An 18332-nucleotide genomic window follows, 5' to 3' on the forward strand; every position below is an offset into this window, starting at 1 on the left:
CCCATGATTCCGATCGAACCGATTTGGCAAAATCCCGGCATTATTCAAATCAATCGCGTAGGCGCTCGGGCGCATTATATTCCGTTTGCGAGCGCAGCGCAGGCGAAAAAAGGCAAGCGGGACGCTTCTCCGTTCTATCAGACGCTGAATGGCTCCTGGAAGTTCCAATATCGCGACAGCGTTAGCCTGGTGAGGGAGCCGTTCTACGAAGAAGGCTATGAAGCCAGCGCTTGGGACGATCTCATCGTACCTTCATGCTGGCAGACGAACGGCTACGATCAAATGCATTATACGAATGTAAACTATCCGTTTCCGGTCGATCCGCCATACGTGCCGGACCAGAACCCGGCGGGCTTGTATATTCGGGATTTTAACATCGCGGACGCGTGGGAGGGCAAGTCCAAGTACGTCGTATTCGAAGGCGTCAACGCCTGCTTTTATCTGTGGGTGAACGGTACCTTCGTCGGCTACAGCCAAGGCAGCCGCATTCCTGCGGAGTTTGACCTGTCGCCCTATCTTCGCGCCGGTCAAAACCGCATGGCGGTTCTTGTGCTCAAGTGGTGCGACGGTTCCTATCTGGAGGATCAGGACCAATGGAGATACTCCGGCATTTTTCGCGACGTATATTTGCTGGCGAGAGACCGCGCGCATATCCGCGATGCGGAGGTGCGACAGCAGCTCTCTGCCGGTCTGGACCATGCGACAGCGGAGATCGTGCTGGAGGCGACCGGTTCTCTTGCGGTTCAAGCGCAGCTGTTCGACGCGGACGGCAAAGCGGTGTCCAATGGCAACGGAATCGTAACCGACGGCAAAGGCAGTATCCTGCTCGAAGTGAGACAACCGCATCTATGGAGCGCCGAAACCCCCTATTTGTATCAGCTTTACCTCCTGGCCGGGGAGGAAGCGATTCGGGTTCCCATCGGCTTCCGGCGCATTGAGATTGTCGACGGCGTGTTTCGGATTAACGGGGCAGCAGTCAAGCTGAAGGGCGTTAATCGCCATGATTCTCATCCCGTGCTCGGCCAGACGATTCCCCTGAATCATATGATTGAGGATTTGCGTCTGATGAAGCGGCATAACATAAACGCGATCCGCACCTCGCATTACCCGAACGATCCGCGATTTCTTGAGCTGTGCGATCGATATGGATTTTACGTGGTCGACGAAGCGGACCTGGAGAGCCATGGCATGGGCAGCGCGGGACCGCCGGAGTCCGGGCTTCTTCACCGACTGACCGATGACCCGGCATGGCAAAGCGCTTATCTTGATCGCGCCGAGCGGATGGTGGAACGCGATAAAAACCGTGCCTGCGTCGTCATGTGGTCGCTTGGCAACGAATCCGGCTATGGCACCAATCACATTGCGATGGCGGAGTGGATCAGAAATCGGGATCCGTCCCGTCCGATCCACTACGAAAGTGCAGCGCCAGGCTACAAGGGGAATCCCGCTATCGATTGCCTGGATGTTGAAAGCCGGATGTATGCGACAGTCGATTATATCGAGGAATACGCTCGCAGCCCCGAATACAAGAAGCCGCTGTTCTTGTGCGAATACAGCCACGCCATGGGCAATGGGCCCGGCGACTTGAAGGATTACTGGGACGTTATTTACCAGTATCCGAAACTGATGGGAGCCTGTGTGTGGGAGTGGTGCGATCACGGCATCGCGACACAGACAGCCGATGGGCGGCCGTATTACGCTTATGGCGGAGATTTCGGGGATAAGCCTAACGACGGCAACTTTTGCATCGACGGTCTGGTCAGCCCGGATCGGAAGCCGCACGCCGGATTGCTGGAGCTGAAGCAGGTGCTCGCGCCAGTTCGTTTCGAGGCGGAGGATTTGGCCGCAGGACGATTCAAGCTTTCGAATCTTTACGATTTCCGGGATCTATCGCATGTTTCGCTCTTCTGGAAGGTCGAGGATGAGGGTGAATTGCTGGCGCAGGGCTCCATTACAGAGCTGAACGTCGGTCCGCGAAGCGACGCATCCATCCCACTGCCCTTGGATTTACCGTCCGGAGCGGAAGGCGAGCGCATGCTGACCCTCTCGTGCCGTCTTCGGGAAGAAACCGACTGGGCCGAGCCGGGCTATGAATTGGCCTTCGGCCAATTCCGGATGGCGGCCGCGAACGCAGCCACTGAAGCGGATCAGGCTGCCATTCGCGGAAAATTATCGACGATTGAAAAGAACGGACAATTGCTTATTGAAGGCTTCGACTTCGAATACGCGTTCGATCTGCTGTCCGGCACCTTTCAGCGCGCTATCAAGCATGGCGTATCGCTGCTGGCGGTACCGGCGCGCTTCGCCATCTGGCGCGCGCCGACGGACAATGACAGGCATATCAAGAAGGATTGGCAGGAAGAGGGCTACGATCGGGCGGAGTCGAAAATCTATGCCTGCGAGTGGGATCAACCGTCGCCAGGGCGCGTGGAAATTCGCGTATCATACGCATTAGGCGGGCATTCCAAAGTGCCGATCCTGCATGGAAGCGCATTGTGGACCGTGGACGGCAATGGGCAAATATCCCTCGGCACGGACGTCGAGGTTCGCGAGGAGCTGCCGTATTTACCGAGATTCGGCTTACAGTGGACAATGCCGGAAGGCAGCGAGGAAATCGAATATTTCGGCTTCGGTCCGCACGAGAGCTATGTCGACAAGCGCCAAAGCGTCAAACGCGGTCGTTATCTCCTCACGGTCAACGACATGTATGTGCCCTATATTATGCCGCAGGAGCACGGCTCGCGGTACGGAACCGAATGGGCAATTGTGTCAAACGAGCAGGGCATGGGGCTGCGGTTTACCTCCGCAGAACCGTTCTCGTTCAACGCCTCCCATTTCACGCCGGAGGATCTGGCGATCGCGTCCCATGTGCCGGAGTTGGCTCCGAGAAAGAAAACGATTGTACATCTCGATTATCGCATGAGCGGTGTGGGCTCAAGCTCCTGCGGTCCCGAGTTGGCGGAGCAGTACCGTTTTAGCGAGAAGCGCTTCCGTTTTGAAGTGTCGATCCTCCCGGTTTTCAAAGAGGATTAAAGGTTTTTCCATGCTGCGGCTTGGCGAAGCTTCTGCAAGAGCGGCATTTTCAAATTCGAGCATATTCCAGGATATATCACTCGTCAGTAGCTCGACGTACCGCAAGTCCGCCGACCGACCGAACACAGCCGCCGATTTCAGGTTCCGGTGGGCTGACTCTCCGTGGCGGTTCGAATCCTCTCGACCGCACCATACTTATAACGAGTCCCTTCGAATTCAATCGAAGGGTTATTTTTTTGCGTATAGGCCCGTCAGGGCAGGGCCCCTATTTCATTGCAAGCTGTCGCCCATTTTAAACGGGGGATAGGTAACAGCACAGCCGTTACTGGGGTTGCGGGATATACATATAGGGCGGAAGGAGATGGTCAAATGACCTCCGGCAACAACCATCATTGTCGAAAAAGTGGACATAAGCTGAAGTGTGCCGGGAAGGCAAAGATTTATTACTGCCCTGTATGCTTAAAAAAAACGCGCAAGCGCATCAGGCGCAAAGCGCATGTGTCCCATGTCGGCCCTGTAGGTCCTGTAGGTCCTGTAGGTCCGATCGGACCTACAGGACCGATGGGGCCCGCCGGGGCTGCCGGAGCCATCGGTCTGCCCGGTCCCGTCGGTCCGACGGGAGCCACAGGCCTTCCGGGCCTCGCCGGGGCTGCCGGTGCTGCGGGAGCCACAGGCTTGCCGGGACCAACAGGCGCCACGGGAGCTGCAGGAGCTGCAGGAGCTGCAGGCTTGCCGGGGCCGACCGGCGCCACAGGCGCAACAGGGGCAACAGGTCCAACAGGTCCAACAGGCCCAACCGGACCTACCGGAGAGGTCGTTTTGGCCTACGGGTCGCTCCGTGGGTTCAGTGTGGAAGTGCCCGGAGCAACCTTCACGCCCGTACCTTTTAGTATAGTCGGACCTTTATCGTCTACGGTTGCTGTCAGCGGGACGGGCAATGAATTGGTAGTGGGTACGAGCGGAATCTATCAGATCACAATCTCGATCAATGCCGAAGCTACGACGGAGCCGGACACGGACCAGCCCTATTTAAATGCGATTATTACCGCCAACGGCACACCGCTTTTCGGGGAGACGACGACCTTTTTTAGGATAGCGAACAGAAGCAGCTCGACGTTTGTGGCGCAAGCCGCCTTGACGGCAGGTGATGCGGTAGGCGCAAGCATCGCTTCCTCTTTCCCCGTTCTGGGTTATATGAATCGTATTTTAACGATTGTTCAGCTAAGCACTTGATCCGTCGGGCCGCCGCAGTTCGTCTCGTATGCCGTGCAGCGGCATCGTCGAGTCGGGGACTGCGGCTCCCCGGTGGCCCCGCAGCTTGAAGCCGCAGCCGTAATTCGGACAGAACGACATCGCACGAATGCTCACACCGTCCTCGTCGTACTGCCTGCGGAAAACTGCCCTCGAATGCGGATATGCTCGAAGGGAGCGGTCGAATTTGCAGTCGCCACAGCATGCGGTCGGCTGCCCGATAGCCGGCTTCCTTGATCGGCAGATAGGGTCTGGACATGGAAGGAAGCCGGTCCGTCTGCTCATTCGATACGCCTACCAGCGAGCAGGGCGATATTCGCCCATAGGCCAAGCGCAGGTTCGTCGAAGGCGTGTCCATGACCGGGCTCAAGTGAGTTAGCAGGCGTCTCCGATATCGCAGTGTATACATATTCGACAGCCAATAAAGGTCAGGCAGCCGACGCAGGCTGCTTAGCCTTTTTTTGGCCGGTCAAAAATGTCCAGCACAGCAAGCGTATTCTGTGCATCGAACAAAAAATGAAAACGCTTAATATAAAGCTAGTGGCCTGCCTGTCTTGCGGCGGTTCGTCTACCGAGTTGAGGGGAAAGGGGAGAGCTGTCTGGAACGCATCAGTCTGAATCAGATTACGACGGATCGATGGAGCCTGGAGGAAGCGATCGACGGTTGCGTGAGAGCGGGCATTCCGTGGATCGGCCTGTGGCGTCACAAGGTGCAGGAGGCGGGGCTGCCCGGCATCGCCAGGCTGATCAGAGATTCCGGCTTGAAGGTGTCGAGCTTGTGCCGGGGAGGCATGTTCCCGGCGGCGAGCCGGCAGGCAGCGCTGCGCAAGCGCGACGACAATCGCCGGGCGGTCGAAGAGGCGGCCGAGCTGGGGGCGGAGGTGCTCGTGCTCGTATGCGGCGCGGCCGCGGACCGGGACATCGACAGCGCCCGGGCCCAGGTCGAGGAGGGCATCGCGGAGCTGGTGCCGTACGCCGCATCGCACGGCGTGAAGCTGGGCATCGAGCCGCTGCATCCGATGTATGCGGCGGAGCGGTCGGTCGTCGTCACGCTGGCGCAGGCCAACGAGCTGGCCCGCCGTTTTCCCGCGGAGCAGGTCGGCGTCGTCATCGATGCTTTTCACGTGTGGTGGGAACCCGAACTTGAGGCACGGATCAGGGAGTCCGCCGGACGCATCGTCGGATTCCATGTGTCAGATTGGCTCGTGCCCTTACCTCACATGCTGATGGGACGCGGCATGATGGGCGACGGCAGGATCGAACTGCGCCGGATGAGGGAGGCGGTCGAGGCTGCCGGCTACAGCGGCCCGATCGAGGTCGAGATTTTTAATCAAGCGATATGGGATCAGCCAGGGGACGAGGTGCTCGCCCGAATCAAGCAGCGCTACGCAGAACATGTCTGACGCCGGCCGGTAGAACCTGCCGTCGAATCGAAGCCAAATGGGAGGCTCGAATCATGTCCAAGTTAGGATTGCGCCGCAAAGTTTGCTTGTGGGGATTAACGTCGGCGCTCGTATTGTCCGCATTCTCATCCGTCATACCCGGCGGTTCCTCCACAGCGTACGCGTCGGAGGATACGGACGACTGGGCGGCCATTCAGAGCCTGTTGTCCGGCGTGTCTCCGACCGTGACGTCGCCGATCAGCGGGGTTCAGACGAACGGGTACACGCCCGGCCAACTGCTCGGCAACGGCAATATCGGCGCGGTGGCCGGCGACACGGTCAGCAGCCAGAAATTTTACCTGAGCAAGTCGGACTTCTGGGGCAACGCCATCAAAAATCCGACGGACACGGTGAACGCGCCTTCGTGGCAGTCGTCGATTCTGTCCGGCGGCGGACTCACGATCAACTCGCCGACGGCGGGTACGAATCCGGCATCGGTGTACAGCATGAAGCAGGATATCGAGAAGGCGCAAGTGACGACCAACATGCAGTTCGGCAGCACGACGGTGACGATGACCTCCTGGACGGCGGACTCGGACGATGTGTTCGTCACGGAATTCGCAAGTCCTAGCGGCAGCGCTGCCGTCACGATCAATGCGGACCTGTGGGTGCCCGACAAGATCAAGATATCCAACGTCAATCAGGATGCAATAACGACGTACCCGTACGACAGCGGCATCTCCTCGGGCACGCTCTGGGTGACGCGGGAGAACAATCTGAACGGTACGAACGACTATAAGGCACGGCTCGCGATGGCGTCCAGGCTGATCGGCGCTTCGTTCAGCAGCACGACGGACGGCTCGGCCGATGCCAAAGGCACGTTCACGCTTAATCCGGGGACGACGGTGCAACTGGTGACGGTGCTGAAGAGCGGGACGGGGATCGGCAGCGCGGCGCCAACGCTCGCGACAGTGAAGACGAACGCCATCAATGCCGCCAACGCGCTGACAGCGACGAATATTTCCACGTTAAAAACCGAGCATCAAACCTGGTGGAAAAATTACTGGATGAAGTCCTATGTGAACCTGAACGACAGCGTAATGAACAGCTTCTATCTCGGAGCGCTCTATGTGCTTGGCGCCTCCAGCCGCTCCACGAACGTAGTGGCGCCGTCGATGTGGGGCAACTGGATCACCAACGATACGCCTTCGTTCGGAGGCAGATACTTCCTTAATTACAACGAAGAGGCGTTATATTACGGCGCTTACTCCAGCAATCGGGCCGATGCCGCACTGCCCTATATGGCAGTGATCGCGAACGAAGCGCCGTACCAGCAGAACAAGACGGCGGCCGCGGGCTACAAAGGCATGCTGTACCAGCGCAGCCTGACGCCGTACAACCTCGTGCGCACGGCGCCGACCGTGAATTCGCCGGCAGCTACGAAGGATTGGACCGATCTGCAGGATCAGAAGTCGAACGGCAGCTTCGCCCTCATGCCGCTCATCTGGTACTACGAATATACGGGCGACAAAACTTACCTGGCCAATACTTTGTACCCGATGGTCAAAAACATCGAGGCATTTTTCCTCGACTACGTCACGAAGGAAAACTTGAGCGGCGGCGGCTACAGATACAATATGGAACACAGCTCCGCGCACGAGGGCGGAGACGATCTGAATCCGGCGATCGATATCGGCTTTATCAAGCGCTACTCCAAGTTCCTGATCGACGCCAGCCAGACGCTTGGCGTAGATGCGACGCTGGTTCCCAAGTGGCAGGACCTCTACGACCATATCGCCGCGTATCCGACCCAGAACTTCACGGTGAACGGCACGGCCAATACGCCCGTGTATGTGCTGATGGAAGTGATGGGACCGAACGATGCGGCTCCCGCATACATCTATGTGGACGGACAGCCCGTCCAGCTCGAGGGCTCCGTGTTCCCCGGCGAATCCTATGTGAGCACGGATACCGCCTATACGCAGACGGCGCTGGATACGCTCTCCTACATGCACCCTTGGGCACAGACCGGCTACAGCAATCATAACGGGTTTCCCAAAGTATGGCCGATCGCGGCAAGGCTGGGCTGGCCGGCGGCGGATCTTTTCAACCGCTTCAAGGCTTCCCTGACGAATACAACGTCCACCAAGCTGTGGCGGGCGAGCAATGCGACGGCCTACGAAGGCGGCGGCGGGATTGAGACTTCGGGCGCGATCGAAGGCGTCAACTCGATGCTGATGCAGACGGAAAACGAGGTCATCAAGCTGTTCCCGAGCTGGCCGACGAGCCGGGACGCCAGCTTCAAGCGGCTCGTGGCCAAAGGCGGGTTCGAGGTATCGAGCGCGATCGCGGGCGGCGCCGTGAGCAGCGTGCAGATCAGAAACGTCAACAAGCAGGGCGTCGCATTGCCGGTCAAGATCAAAAGTCCGTGGAGCGCGACCGGGGCGCTCGTCCAGCCGCTCGACGACAGCGGCGCGCCGACCGGAGCCGCGTTCGCTCCGACCGTCAGCGGCGGCGTCATCACATTCACTGCGGCGTACAACCAGAAATACCGCATCACGGCCGATTCGTCCTCCTCGACGACGTACGAGGCGGAATTGGCTACACGCAGCGGTACGGCGGGCATCGCGAGCTGTTCGTACTGCTCGGCGGGCAACGCCGTGAACGGCATCGGGAACGGTACGGCGAACTACGTAACCTTCACCAATGTGAACGTGCCGACTGCCGGTACCTATACGATGAAAATCAACTATTTGACGAATGCGACAAGGTCTTACTACGTCAGCGTGAACGGCGGCGCGCCGTCGACCTATTCGCTCGCCGGCACGAACTGGAGCGTGACCTACAATTCGACCGTCACCGTCTCGCTGAACGCGGGGAACAACACGATCAAATTTTACAACGATACGGCTAGCGCGCCGAATCTGGACAGCATCGTCATCGCGCCGATCGCTCCCGCCTCGACGACGTACGAGGCCGAATCGGCGACCTTGAACGGAACGGTGGGCATCGCCGCCTGCGCCTATTGCTCGGCGGGCAACGCGGTGAACAACATCGGCGGAGGCACGACCAACTATGTCACGTTCGCCAACGTCTCGGTCGCCGTGGCGGGCACGTATTCGATGAAGATCAATTACTTGACGAATTCGACCAAGACGTACTACATCAGCGTCAACGGCGCGGCCGGGACGGCGCTGCCGCTCACGGGCACCGTCTGGTCGACGACGTACAACACGACGATTCCCGTCACGCTTAATGCGGGCGTCAACACGATCAAATTTTACAACGACACAGGCAGCGCGCCGAACTTGGACAGCATCATCATCAGTTAAACGTTGGCAAAGGGGATAGCCATGACACAGCATCATATCGGCATCATTATGAACGGCGTGACGGGCCGGATGGGGACGAACCAGCATCTGATCCGTTCGATCGTCGCGATCCGCAATCAGGGCGGCGTCAAGCTGGCGAACGGAGACACGCTCATGCCGGACCCGATTCTCGTCGGGCGGCAGGAGCAGAAGCTGCAGCAGCTCGCCCGCGCCAACGGCATCGAGCGGTGGAGCACGGACGTCGCCGCCTGTCTGGCCGATGCGCACAATCGGATTTACTTCGACTCCCAGGTGACGTCGCTGCGTCCGGACGGCATCCGCAAGGCGATCGCGGCGGGCAAACATATTTATTGCGAAAAGCCGACGGCGGGTACGCTCGCGGAGTCGCTGGAGCTGGCGCGCCTGGCCCGGGAGGCAGGCGTCAAAAACGGCGTCGTGCAGGATAAGCTGTTCCTGCCGGGGCTGCTGAAGCTCAAGCGGCTCGTGGACAGCGGCTTCTTCGGGAAAATATTGTCCGTGCGGATGGAGTTCGGCTACTGGGTGTTCGAGGGCGATCTGCAGCCGGGCCAGCGGCCATCCTGGAACTATCGCAAGGAGGACGGCGGCGGCATCATCTCGGATATGTTCGCGCACTGGCGGTACGTGCTCGATCATCTGTTCGGAGAGGTGCGCAGCGTGTCGTGCCTGGGCGCTACGCATATCGACCGGCGCTGGGACGAGCAGGGCGCCGCCTACGCCTGCACGGCCGACGATGCGGCCTATGCGACCTTCGAGCTGGAGGGAGGCATCGTCGTTCAAGCCAATTCGTCGTGGGCGGTGCGGGTCGGCCGTGACGATCTGCTGACGATCCAGGTGGACGGAACCGAAGGCAGCGCGGTCGCGGGACTGCGGGGCTGCAAGACTCAGCATCGTTCGAATACGAGCAAGTCCGTATGGAATCCGGACATCCCGAATCCGGTCGCGTTCGAGCAGGAATGGATGACGGTGCCGGACAACGGCGTCTTCGACAATGCGTTCAAAATCCAGTGGGAGGCGTTCCTGAAGCATGTGCACGACGATTCGCCGTTCCCGTGGGACCTGCTCGAAGGCGCGAAGGGAACGCAGCTGTCCGAGCTTGCCCTCCGGTCGTGGAGCGAACGGCGCTGGATCGACGTGCCGGCATTGTCCATATAAGGAGGGGCGCGAATTTGACGACGCTGAGATTGCCTCACGAAGACGGATCGCTGTATGACTTCACGACCGGCGGGCCGGGCCCGTATGCGCGTATACAGGGCGAGCCGCTCAAGAGCCGCATCATTTTCTCCGCCGCACATGTGGTGTGCGATCCGCTGGCCGACGGGGACCAGGGGTTCTCGTCCGCGGTGGACTGGGACGCGACGATGGCGTACCGGCATCGACTCTGGTCGCTCGGGCTGTCCGTCGCGGAGGCGATGGACACCGCCCAGCGCGGGATGGGGCTGGACTGGGAGGCGGCGAAGGCGCTGATCGGCCGCTCCCTCGCCGAAGCCCGCGCAGTCGGAGGAGGCGGGATCGCCTGCGGTGCGGGGACGGATCATCTGCCGCTGCGCCCGGGGCTGACGCTCGACGATGTGGAGCGGGCTTATGAGGAGCAATGCGCCTATGTCGAAGCGCATGGGGGACAGATCATTCTGATGGCCAGCAGAGCGCTGGCCCAATGCGCCCGGGGGCCGGACGACTACGAGCGCGTGTACGGCCGAATACTGCGGCAGGTCGCCCGGCCGGTCATCCTGCACTGGCTCGGTGATATGTTCGACCCGGCCCTGCACGGCTACTGGGGCAGCGATGACGCCGATACGGCGATGGAGACCTGTCTGCGCGTCATCCGCGCGCATGCCGACAAGATCGACGGGATTAAAATATCGCTGCTCGACGCGGACAAGGAAATCGCCATGCGCAGACGGCTGCCGGCCCATGTCCGCATGTATACGGGAGACGACTTCAACTACCCGGCGCTGATCGAGGGCGACGAGCAAGGCTACAGCCATGCGCTGCTCGGCATCTTCGACGCTATCGCTCCGGCCGCCGCCGCCGCCGTTCAGGCGCTGGATGCGGGCGACAAGGCGACGTATCGATCGATATTGGAAAAGACGGTGCCGCTGTCGCGCCACATTTTCAAGAGGCCGACATTCGCCTACAAAACCGGCATCGTGTTCATGGCGTACTTGAACGGTCATCAGCGTCACTTCCGGATGATCGCGGGGGCGGAGGGGATGCGGTCGGTGCCGCATCTGTCGCGGCTGTTCGTGCTCGCGGATCAGGCCGGGCTGCTGGACGATCCGGAATTGGCGGCCGTGCGGATGCGCCGGGTGCTCGCGGTGGCGGGCATCGATTCGTAACAGGCAGGCAGGCTGGCTGGCGGGCAAGCAGGCAGGCAGGCAGGTGGGCGGGCGGATGTCGTTCGGGCTTCAAGCAAGCTGTAGCGAGGATGCAGAACGGAGGGAACCTATGCCGGCAGGCGCAGAGAGAGAGACGGAAGCGATCCATTGTTTGCATTTTATCGGCGGCCAGTATGTCGGATCGGAGAGCGGACGCGTCTTCGACAATGTCAATCCGGCGACGGAGCGGGTCATCGGCACGGTGGCCGAGGGCGGCAAGGCGGAAATAGACAAAGCGGTCGAAGCGGCCCGCAAAGCCTACGACGGCGGCTGGAAGACGAGCAAGTTCAGCGAGCGCGCCGCGATTCTGCGGCGGATGGGGGACTTGATCCTGGCCCGTCAAGACGAGCTGGCGCGTCTGGAGAGTCTGGATACGGGCAAGCCGCTGTCGCTGTCCGCCTCCGTGGACATTCCAAGGGCGGCGGGCAGCTACCATTACTTCGCGAACCTGATCTCCACGATGGGGACGGAGGCGTATCCGATGGAGGCGGGCGCGCTGAACTATGTGATCCGCAAGCCGGTCGGCGTCGCGGGGCTGATCTGCCCCTGGAACTTGCCGCTACTGCTGCTGAGCGCCAAGCTCGCGCCGTGCCTGGCGATGGGCAACACCGTCGTCGTCAAGCCGGCGGAGTGGACGCCGCTGACGGCGACGCTGCTGGCGGAGATCGGGAAGGAAGCGGGACTGCCGGACGGCGTGCTCAACATCGTGCACGGCTACGGCGGCGGTTCGGCGGGCGAGGCGCTGGCCGAGCATCCGGACGTGCGGCTCATCGCGTTCACGGGGGAGAGCGGCACCGGGCGGCATATTATGCGTTCGGCGGCAGGCCATCTCAAGCGGCTGTCCTTCGAGCTGGGCGGCAAAAACCCGAACATCGTATTCGCCGACGCCGATCTCGACGCGGTCGTCGATACGACCGTCCGCTCCAGCTTCATCAACCAGGGCGAGGTTTGCCTGTGCGGCTCGCGCATTTACGTGCAAAGCAGCATCTACGCGGAATTTCTGGAGCGCTTCGCGGCCAGGACGAAGGAAATGACGGTCGGCGATCCTTTTCAACCGGACACCCGTATGGGCGCGCTCATCAGCAAGGAGCATTACGAGAGAGTGCTGGACTACATCCGGCTCGCCGCGGAGGAGGGCGGATCGATCGTCGCGGGCGGCGGACGGCCGCAGGGAATCGACACCGGCTATTATGTCGAGCCGACGATCATCGCCGGGCTGACCGCATCATGCCGCATCGTCCGCGAGGAAGTGTTCGGTCCGGTCGTGACGGTCCACGCCTTCGAGTCGGAGGAGGAGGTCATCGAGCAGGCCAACGATACGCGCTACGGCCTGAGCGCTTCGATCTGGACGCGGGATATGAGCCGGGCGTTCCGGGTGGCCGAGCGGATCGAGGCGGGACTGACGTGGGTGAATACCTGGTTCCTCCGCGACCCGCGGACGCCGTACGGCGGCGTCAAGGACAGCGGGATCGGCAGGCAGGGCGGCATGTACAGCCTGGACTTTTACAGCGACATCTCGACGATATGCATGAAGTACTAAGGGAGTGGACTGCCGTTCATGACAAAACTTAAAGTCGTTCAGATCGGAGCGGGCAACTTCGGGCAAATATGGCTGGATTACGTGCAGCAGGTCGAGGAAGTCGAGCTGGTAGCGGTGGCGGATGTGATGGAGTCCAACCTGGAGGAGGCGCGGCAGCGGCTGCAAGGCAGCGGCGTCGGCTTCTACCTGGACCCGGTGGAGGCGATGAGGGCATCGGGCGCGGATATCGCGCTGCTGGTGACGCCGCCGCATACGCATCTGGACCTGACGGTCGCGGCGGTCGCGAGCGGTCTGCATGTGCTCATGGAGAAGCCGATCGCCGGCAGTCTGGCGGACGCGGTGAAGATCGCCGAGTTCGCGAAAACTGCGAACAGGCGCATCATGGTCAACCAGAATTACCGCTGGAAGCCGGAGAACGAGGCGATCCGGGCGGCGGTGTCCGCCGGAGTCGTCGGCCCGATCGAGCAGGTCGAGTGGCGGTTCGCGCGCAATCACCGCAGCGTGAACTTCGCGACCGGCTGGCGCAGCCAGTTCGGCGACATCTTCTTGCGCGAGATGGGCATTCACCACATCGACCTGATGCGGCATTGGCTCGGCACCTCGCCGGTGTCCGTCTATGCGGAAAATGCAAATCCGACGTGGAGCTGGATTCCGGGCGGAGGAACGGCGAATGCGCTGTTAAGGTTCGACGGAGGCATATCCGTCTCCTATGCGGGAAGCTGGGTCAACCGGGGCCAGGACACGTCTTGGACCGGCGACGTTCGTCTGATCGGCAGCCTGGGCGCGATCGAGCTGACGGACGGCGTCCCGTCGATCGTATGGGAAGACGAGAGACGGGAGCAGTTGCCGGTGGAGCCGATGAAATACACGGAATTGGCGTATTCGCTGTATGAGCTGACGCAGGCGATCCGTGAGGCGCGCGAGCCGGTGACGAATGCGTCGGACAATCTGCTGAGCTGGCTGACGATATGCGCGGCTGCGGAGTCGGACCGGCTCGGGGCGGCCGTGCGGATCGATACCGTCGGCGCGAGCTTTCAAATTTATAACCAAAAGGGGTCATCCAATTGAGCAATCCGATTCGCGTCACCGTATTTAACGAGTTCCATCACGAGAACCATTACGAACCGGCTCGGCGGATATACCCGGACGGCATCCACGCGGTAATCGCGGCAAGTCTCAAAGAGCACAGCTACGAGGTGCAGACGGCGACGCAGGATCAGCCGGAGCATGGACTGACCGAAGACGTGCTGAACGGGACGGATGTGCTCGTCTGGTGGAGCCACATTCTCGTCGACGAATTCAGCGACGAAGTCGTGGAGCGGATTCATCGCCGCATTCTGGACGGCATGGGCCTGATCGTGCTTCATTCGGGCACGCAGTCCAAGCTGTTCAAGAAGCTGATGGGAACGTCCTGCGCCATCAAGTGGCGGGAAGCGGACGAGAAGGAGCGGATCTGGGTACTGGCGCCGAACCATCCGATCGTGGCGGGCGTGCCCGAGTACTTCGAGCTGCCGGAGGAAGAGATGTACGGGGAGTTCTTCGACGTGCCGCCTCCGGAGGAGCTCGTGCTCATGAGCTGGTTCCAGGGCGGGGAAGTATTCCGCAGCGGCATCACCTACACCCGGGGCAAAGGCAAAATATTCGTGTTCCGCCCGGGGCATGAGTCGCTGCCGACCTACTACAACCCTCATGTGCAGCGCATCATCGCCAACTCCGTCGGCTGGGCCGCCCCGGTCGCGGGCACGCCTGCCCCGGCATTCGGCAACGCGCAGCCGCTGGAGCCGCTGCCGCAGAAGCAGGCCTAAGGCAAGGGCGCAACGAAGGGCTGCCCAACCGTTCAATTCGAACGGTTGAGCAGCCCTATTTTGCTATGTCTCGGCATGCAGGCTGTATTTTGAAAATAAAGTTGTAGTCCGGCAGCCGGCATTAAGCTAAATGGCAGGATAGTTTAATGATTTCGCGAACCATTTAAATCATGACGAATTTACGAAGTTCGCAAAAAAAGACGTTAAGTGAAATTTTCAAAACCACTTGTGCTAACCACTGTGTTTAAGTCTTGCGTTGTAGCACTAATTAATAATTATGGAGGAAATCAAGTGAAGAAAACCTTATATGGAATTGCTGTTTTTATTGTTCTGTTGATTATGATCCGAGTAATTATGGATGCAATCGTTTCATCGATAATAACTAATACATACTTAGAGAGCTTGACTACTTTATTGTTATCGATAGGAACAGCCTTTATTTTAACAAGAAGAATAGTAAACAAAAGTAACAATAGAAGACTTTAAAGAGCCATAAAATAAGGAATCGATTTAAGGATTATTTTAGTAGATCAGAGAAGTTGAGAACTTCGCTTAACAATGTATTATGCGAATCATTTCTGCCCCTTCAAAAATGCCCAAATCCCTTGCCCCGCAAGGCTTTTTCCACTTTCCCCACTTCGTTTTTGTCGCTTTGTCCCCGCATAACTTGAATTTTCTCAGCTAAGATATACGAACCAGGCGCCGAAAGGTGAACTAATGCCCAAAATTCTTGTTCAGAATCCGTATGTGCCATGGACATTAAAGGCGAATTAAGATAATATATATCTAATCGATTAGATATATTATGCAATAAAATCTAATCGATTAGATGGAGGGGGGATGGCGGCATGTCATTGCTGGAATTGCAAAGCGATCGATCCATGGATCTGATCGGGGTCGGTCGACTCTGCATAGACTTGAATGCAAATCAGCTCAACCGATCTATGGAAGATACGATCAGTTTTACCAAATATGTGGGCGGGTCGCCTGCCAATATTACAATCGCTGCCGCGCGTCTAGGCTTGAAGACCGGCTTCATTGGTCGGGTGTCGGATGATGCTTTCGGCCGATTTATCGTCCGTTACTTGGAGAAGGAAGGCATTGACACTTCATCGGTTATTACGGATAAATCGGGAAGCGTGACCGGATTGGCATTTACCGAAATCAAATCTCCAACTGAATGCAGCATACTAATGTACCGGGACAACGTTGCTGATCTAAAGCTGGAACCGGATGACGTGCGCGAGCATTATGTGGCTGATGCCAAGGCCGTCATGATCTCCGGCACCGCACTCGCCCAAAGTCCTTCGCGTGAAGCGGTGCTCAAAGTATTGGAGATGGCTCGCAAGCATGGCACCTTTGTTTTCTTCGACATTGACTATCGTCCCTATTCCTGGGCATCGAAGTCGGAGGTGTATACTTATTGCCGCTTGGTCGCTGAGCAAAGCGATGTGATCTTGGGCGGTCGGGAGGAGCTTGATCTGATCGAGCCTCATTGCGTCGAAGGAGATGTCCGGGACGATGCAGCAACAGCCCACAGATGGCTTGCGCATGGAGCCAAGCTCGTTGTCGTGAAGCACGGGGGCGACGGTTCCGTTGCATTCACCCGATCCGGCGAAGTCGCTCGTGCGGGAGTGTTTCCCGCCAAAGTCGTGAAGACCTTCGGAGCGGGCGATTCCTTCGCCGGCGCCTTCATCTATGGCTTGCTGCGACAGTTGCCGTTATCCGAATGTCTGAAGCTGGGCAGCGCATCGGCCTCGATCGTAGTCTCCAGCCACAGTTGCTCGGACGCTATGCCAAGATTAGAACAAATTCAGGACGTGATCGGAAGACATACGAACGCCCAATGAGAGGATGCTTATTGTTATGTTGGTCGGCTTGTTATTCACGGTGCGACCGGCGTGCCGGATGCCGGACTGAAGCGGCTCGTTCAGTATCGTGCAGGCAAGACCAATATCGGAACCGCCTTGCGAATGGCATTCGGCCGCGGCTTGAGGGAGGCGGTCGCGTCGGCGCCAACCGAGTTCGACCGGTTGAAGTGGTTCGCCGCTTCAATGCCGGCGGTGCAAGCCGCCGCATCCAACAAAATATTGATTCTGGGGAACCAGGGGAGGGTTTAAGATGGCAAGTCAACAAGTGTTGTCGAACTATATAGGCGGGAGATGGACGTCCTCTTCGGCCAATGTTACCGAGACCGTACCTAATCCTGCAACAGGGGAGATGCTGGCAGAGGTGCCGCTCTCTTCCGCCGAAGATGTGCGGCTTGCCGTGAATACCGCCGCGGAGGCGTTCAAGGAATGGAGCGCGGTGCCTGTGCCGAAGCGCGCGCGAATTCTGTTCCGCTTCCAGCAGCTTCTGGTCGAGCATTGGGAAGAACTCGCGCGCATGATTACTCTGGAGAACGGCAAGAGCTACGCGGAGGCTTACGGTGAAGTACAGCGCGGCATTGAGTGTGTAGAGTTTGCCGCCGGCGCGCCTACTTTGATGATGGGGAACATGCTACCGGATATCGCTACGGGCATCGAATCGGGCATGTACCGTTATCCGATCGGTGTTGTGGGCGGGATCACTCCCTTTAATTTTCCGATGATGGTTCCGTGCTGGATGTTCCCGCTGGCGATTGCATGCGGCAATACGTTTGTATTGAAGCCGTCCGAACGAACGCCGCTGCTGGCGAACCGACTAGCCGAATTGTTCTCGGAAGCGGGTCTGCCGGACGGCGTGTTCAATGTGGTGCATGGAGGCAAGGATGTGGTCAATGAGCTGCTGGAGAATGACAAGGTGCAAGCGATCTCGTTCGTCGGTTCCCAGCCCATAGCCGAATATGTCTATCAGAAGGCGGCTGCTCACGGTAAGCGGGTACAGGCGCTCGGCGGGGCCAAAAATCATTCCATTGTAATGCCCGATGCGAACCTCAAGCTCGCTGTCAAGGAGATTACAAGCGCAGCTTTCGGTTCTGCCGGGGAGCGCTGCATGGCCGCTTCGGTTGTGGTCGCTGTCGGAGATATTGCAGATGAATTGACAGATCAGTTGAAAGCGGCGGCGGAGCGCATCGTAATCGGCAATGGAATGGAAGAAAATGTGTTCCTGGGACCGGTCATTCGTCAATCGCACAAGGAACGCACCTTGTCCTATATTCAGAAGGGAGAGGCGGAAGGGGCGCGGCTGTTGCTCGACGGGCGTCAGGCGGATCAAACAAGCGGCGAAGGATACTTTGTAGGCCCGACCATTTTCGATCAAGTGAACACGGATATGGCGATATGGCGCGATGAGATTTTTGCGCCGGTGCTGTCGGTAACTCGAGTGGAATCGCTGGAGGAAGCTATTGCCCTGACGAATCGTTCGGAATTCGCGAACGGCGCTTGCCTCTATACGGACAGCGCCAAAGCGATTCGCCAATTCCGCGAAACGATCGATGCGGGGATGTTGGGCGTGAACGTAGGCGTGCCCGCGCCGATGGCATTTTTCCCATTCTCGGGCTACAAGAAATCGTTCTATGGCGATCTTCATGCCAATGGTCGGGACGGAGTGGAGTTCTACACCCGCAAGAAGATGATCGTAGCGAGATACTAGAAGTCATAATATGAAGCTTG

Annotated in this window: 12 protein-coding genes; all 12 read left to right on the top strand. The window is 58.9% G+C overall.

Annotated features, from left to right (window positions below):
* Positions 1 to 3 precede the first annotated feature (3 nt).
* Positions 4 to 3033 carry a glycoside hydrolase family 2 TIM barrel-domain containing protein gene (locus VQ071_RS12175; RefSeq protein ID WP_340514265.1) on the top strand — a complete coding sequence of 1010 codons (3030 nt, stop codon included), beginning with the start codon at positions 4 to 6 and terminating at the stop codon, positions 3031 to 3033.
* A gap of 819 nt (positions 3034 to 3852) precedes the next feature.
* A complete protein-coding gene (locus tag VQ071_RS12185) occupies positions 3853 to 4266 on the top strand; it encodes a hypothetical protein (RefSeq protein ID WP_340514372.1) in 414 nt (137 codons plus the stop codon).
* 572 nt (positions 4267 to 4838) lie between these two features.
* Positions 4839 to 5687 (top strand): sugar phosphate isomerase/epimerase family protein, encoded by an 849-nt coding sequence (locus tag VQ071_RS12190; protein ID WP_340514266.1) that lies wholly within the window; start codon positions 4839 to 4841, stop codon positions 5685 to 5687.
* Positions 5688 to 5740: 53 nt separating this feature from the next.
* On the top strand, positions 5741 to 8998 hold the full coding sequence (locus VQ071_RS12195) for a CBM35 domain-containing protein (protein WP_340514267.1): 3258 nt from the start codon (positions 5741 to 5743) through the stop codon (positions 8996 to 8998).
* Between the two features lie 21 nt (positions 8999 to 9019).
* A complete protein-coding gene (locus tag VQ071_RS12200) occupies positions 9020 to 10171 on the top strand; it encodes a Gfo/Idh/MocA family protein (protein ID WP_340514268.1) in 1152 nt (383 codons plus the stop codon).
* Between the two features lie 14 nt (positions 10172 to 10185).
* Positions 10186 to 11355, top strand: coding sequence for a dihydrodipicolinate synthase family protein (locus tag VQ071_RS12205; protein WP_340514269.1), 1170 nt, complete (start codon positions 10186 to 10188; stop codon positions 11353 to 11355).
* Between the two features lie 109 nt (positions 11356 to 11464).
* Positions 11465 to 12934, top strand: coding sequence for an aldehyde dehydrogenase (locus VQ071_RS12210; RefSeq protein ID WP_340514270.1), 1470 nt, complete (start codon positions 11465 to 11467; stop codon positions 12932 to 12934).
* An 18-nt stretch (positions 12935 to 12952) separates the two neighbouring features.
* Positions 12953 to 14002 carry a Gfo/Idh/MocA family protein gene (locus tag VQ071_RS12215; protein ID WP_340514271.1) on the top strand — a complete coding sequence of 350 codons (1050 nt, stop codon included), beginning with the start codon at positions 12953 to 12955 and terminating at the stop codon, positions 14000 to 14002.
* Entirely contained in the window at positions 13999 to 14739 is a 741-nt protein-coding gene (locus VQ071_RS12220) for a ThuA domain-containing protein (protein ID WP_340514272.1), read from the top strand. The genes VQ071_RS12215 and VQ071_RS12220 overlap by 4 nt, the downstream gene beginning before the upstream one ends.
* A gap of 848 nt (positions 14740 to 15587) precedes the next feature.
* Positions 15588 to 16589, top strand: a complete 1002-nt coding sequence (gene iolC / locus VQ071_RS12225; protein WP_340514273.1) for a 5-dehydro-2-deoxygluconokinase — start codon at positions 15588 to 15590, stop codon at positions 16587 to 16589.
* Positions 16590 to 16622: 33 nt separating this feature from the next.
* Entirely contained in the window at positions 16623 to 16859 is a 237-nt protein-coding gene (locus VQ071_RS12230) for a class II fructose-bisphosphate aldolase (protein WP_340514367.1), read from the top strand.
* A gap of 1 nt (position 16860) precedes the next feature.
* Positions 16861 to 18312 (top strand): CoA-acylating methylmalonate-semialdehyde dehydrogenase, encoded by a 1452-nt coding sequence (locus VQ071_RS12235; protein ID WP_340514274.1) that lies wholly within the window; start codon positions 16861 to 16863, stop codon positions 18310 to 18312.
* The last annotated feature ends 20 nt before the right edge of the window (positions 18313 to 18332 follow it).

Origin of the sequence: Cohnella sp. 56 (assembly GCF_037963805.1) — a bacterium.
Classification (GTDB): Bacteria; Bacillota; Bacilli; order Paenibacillales; family Paenibacillaceae; genus Cohnella.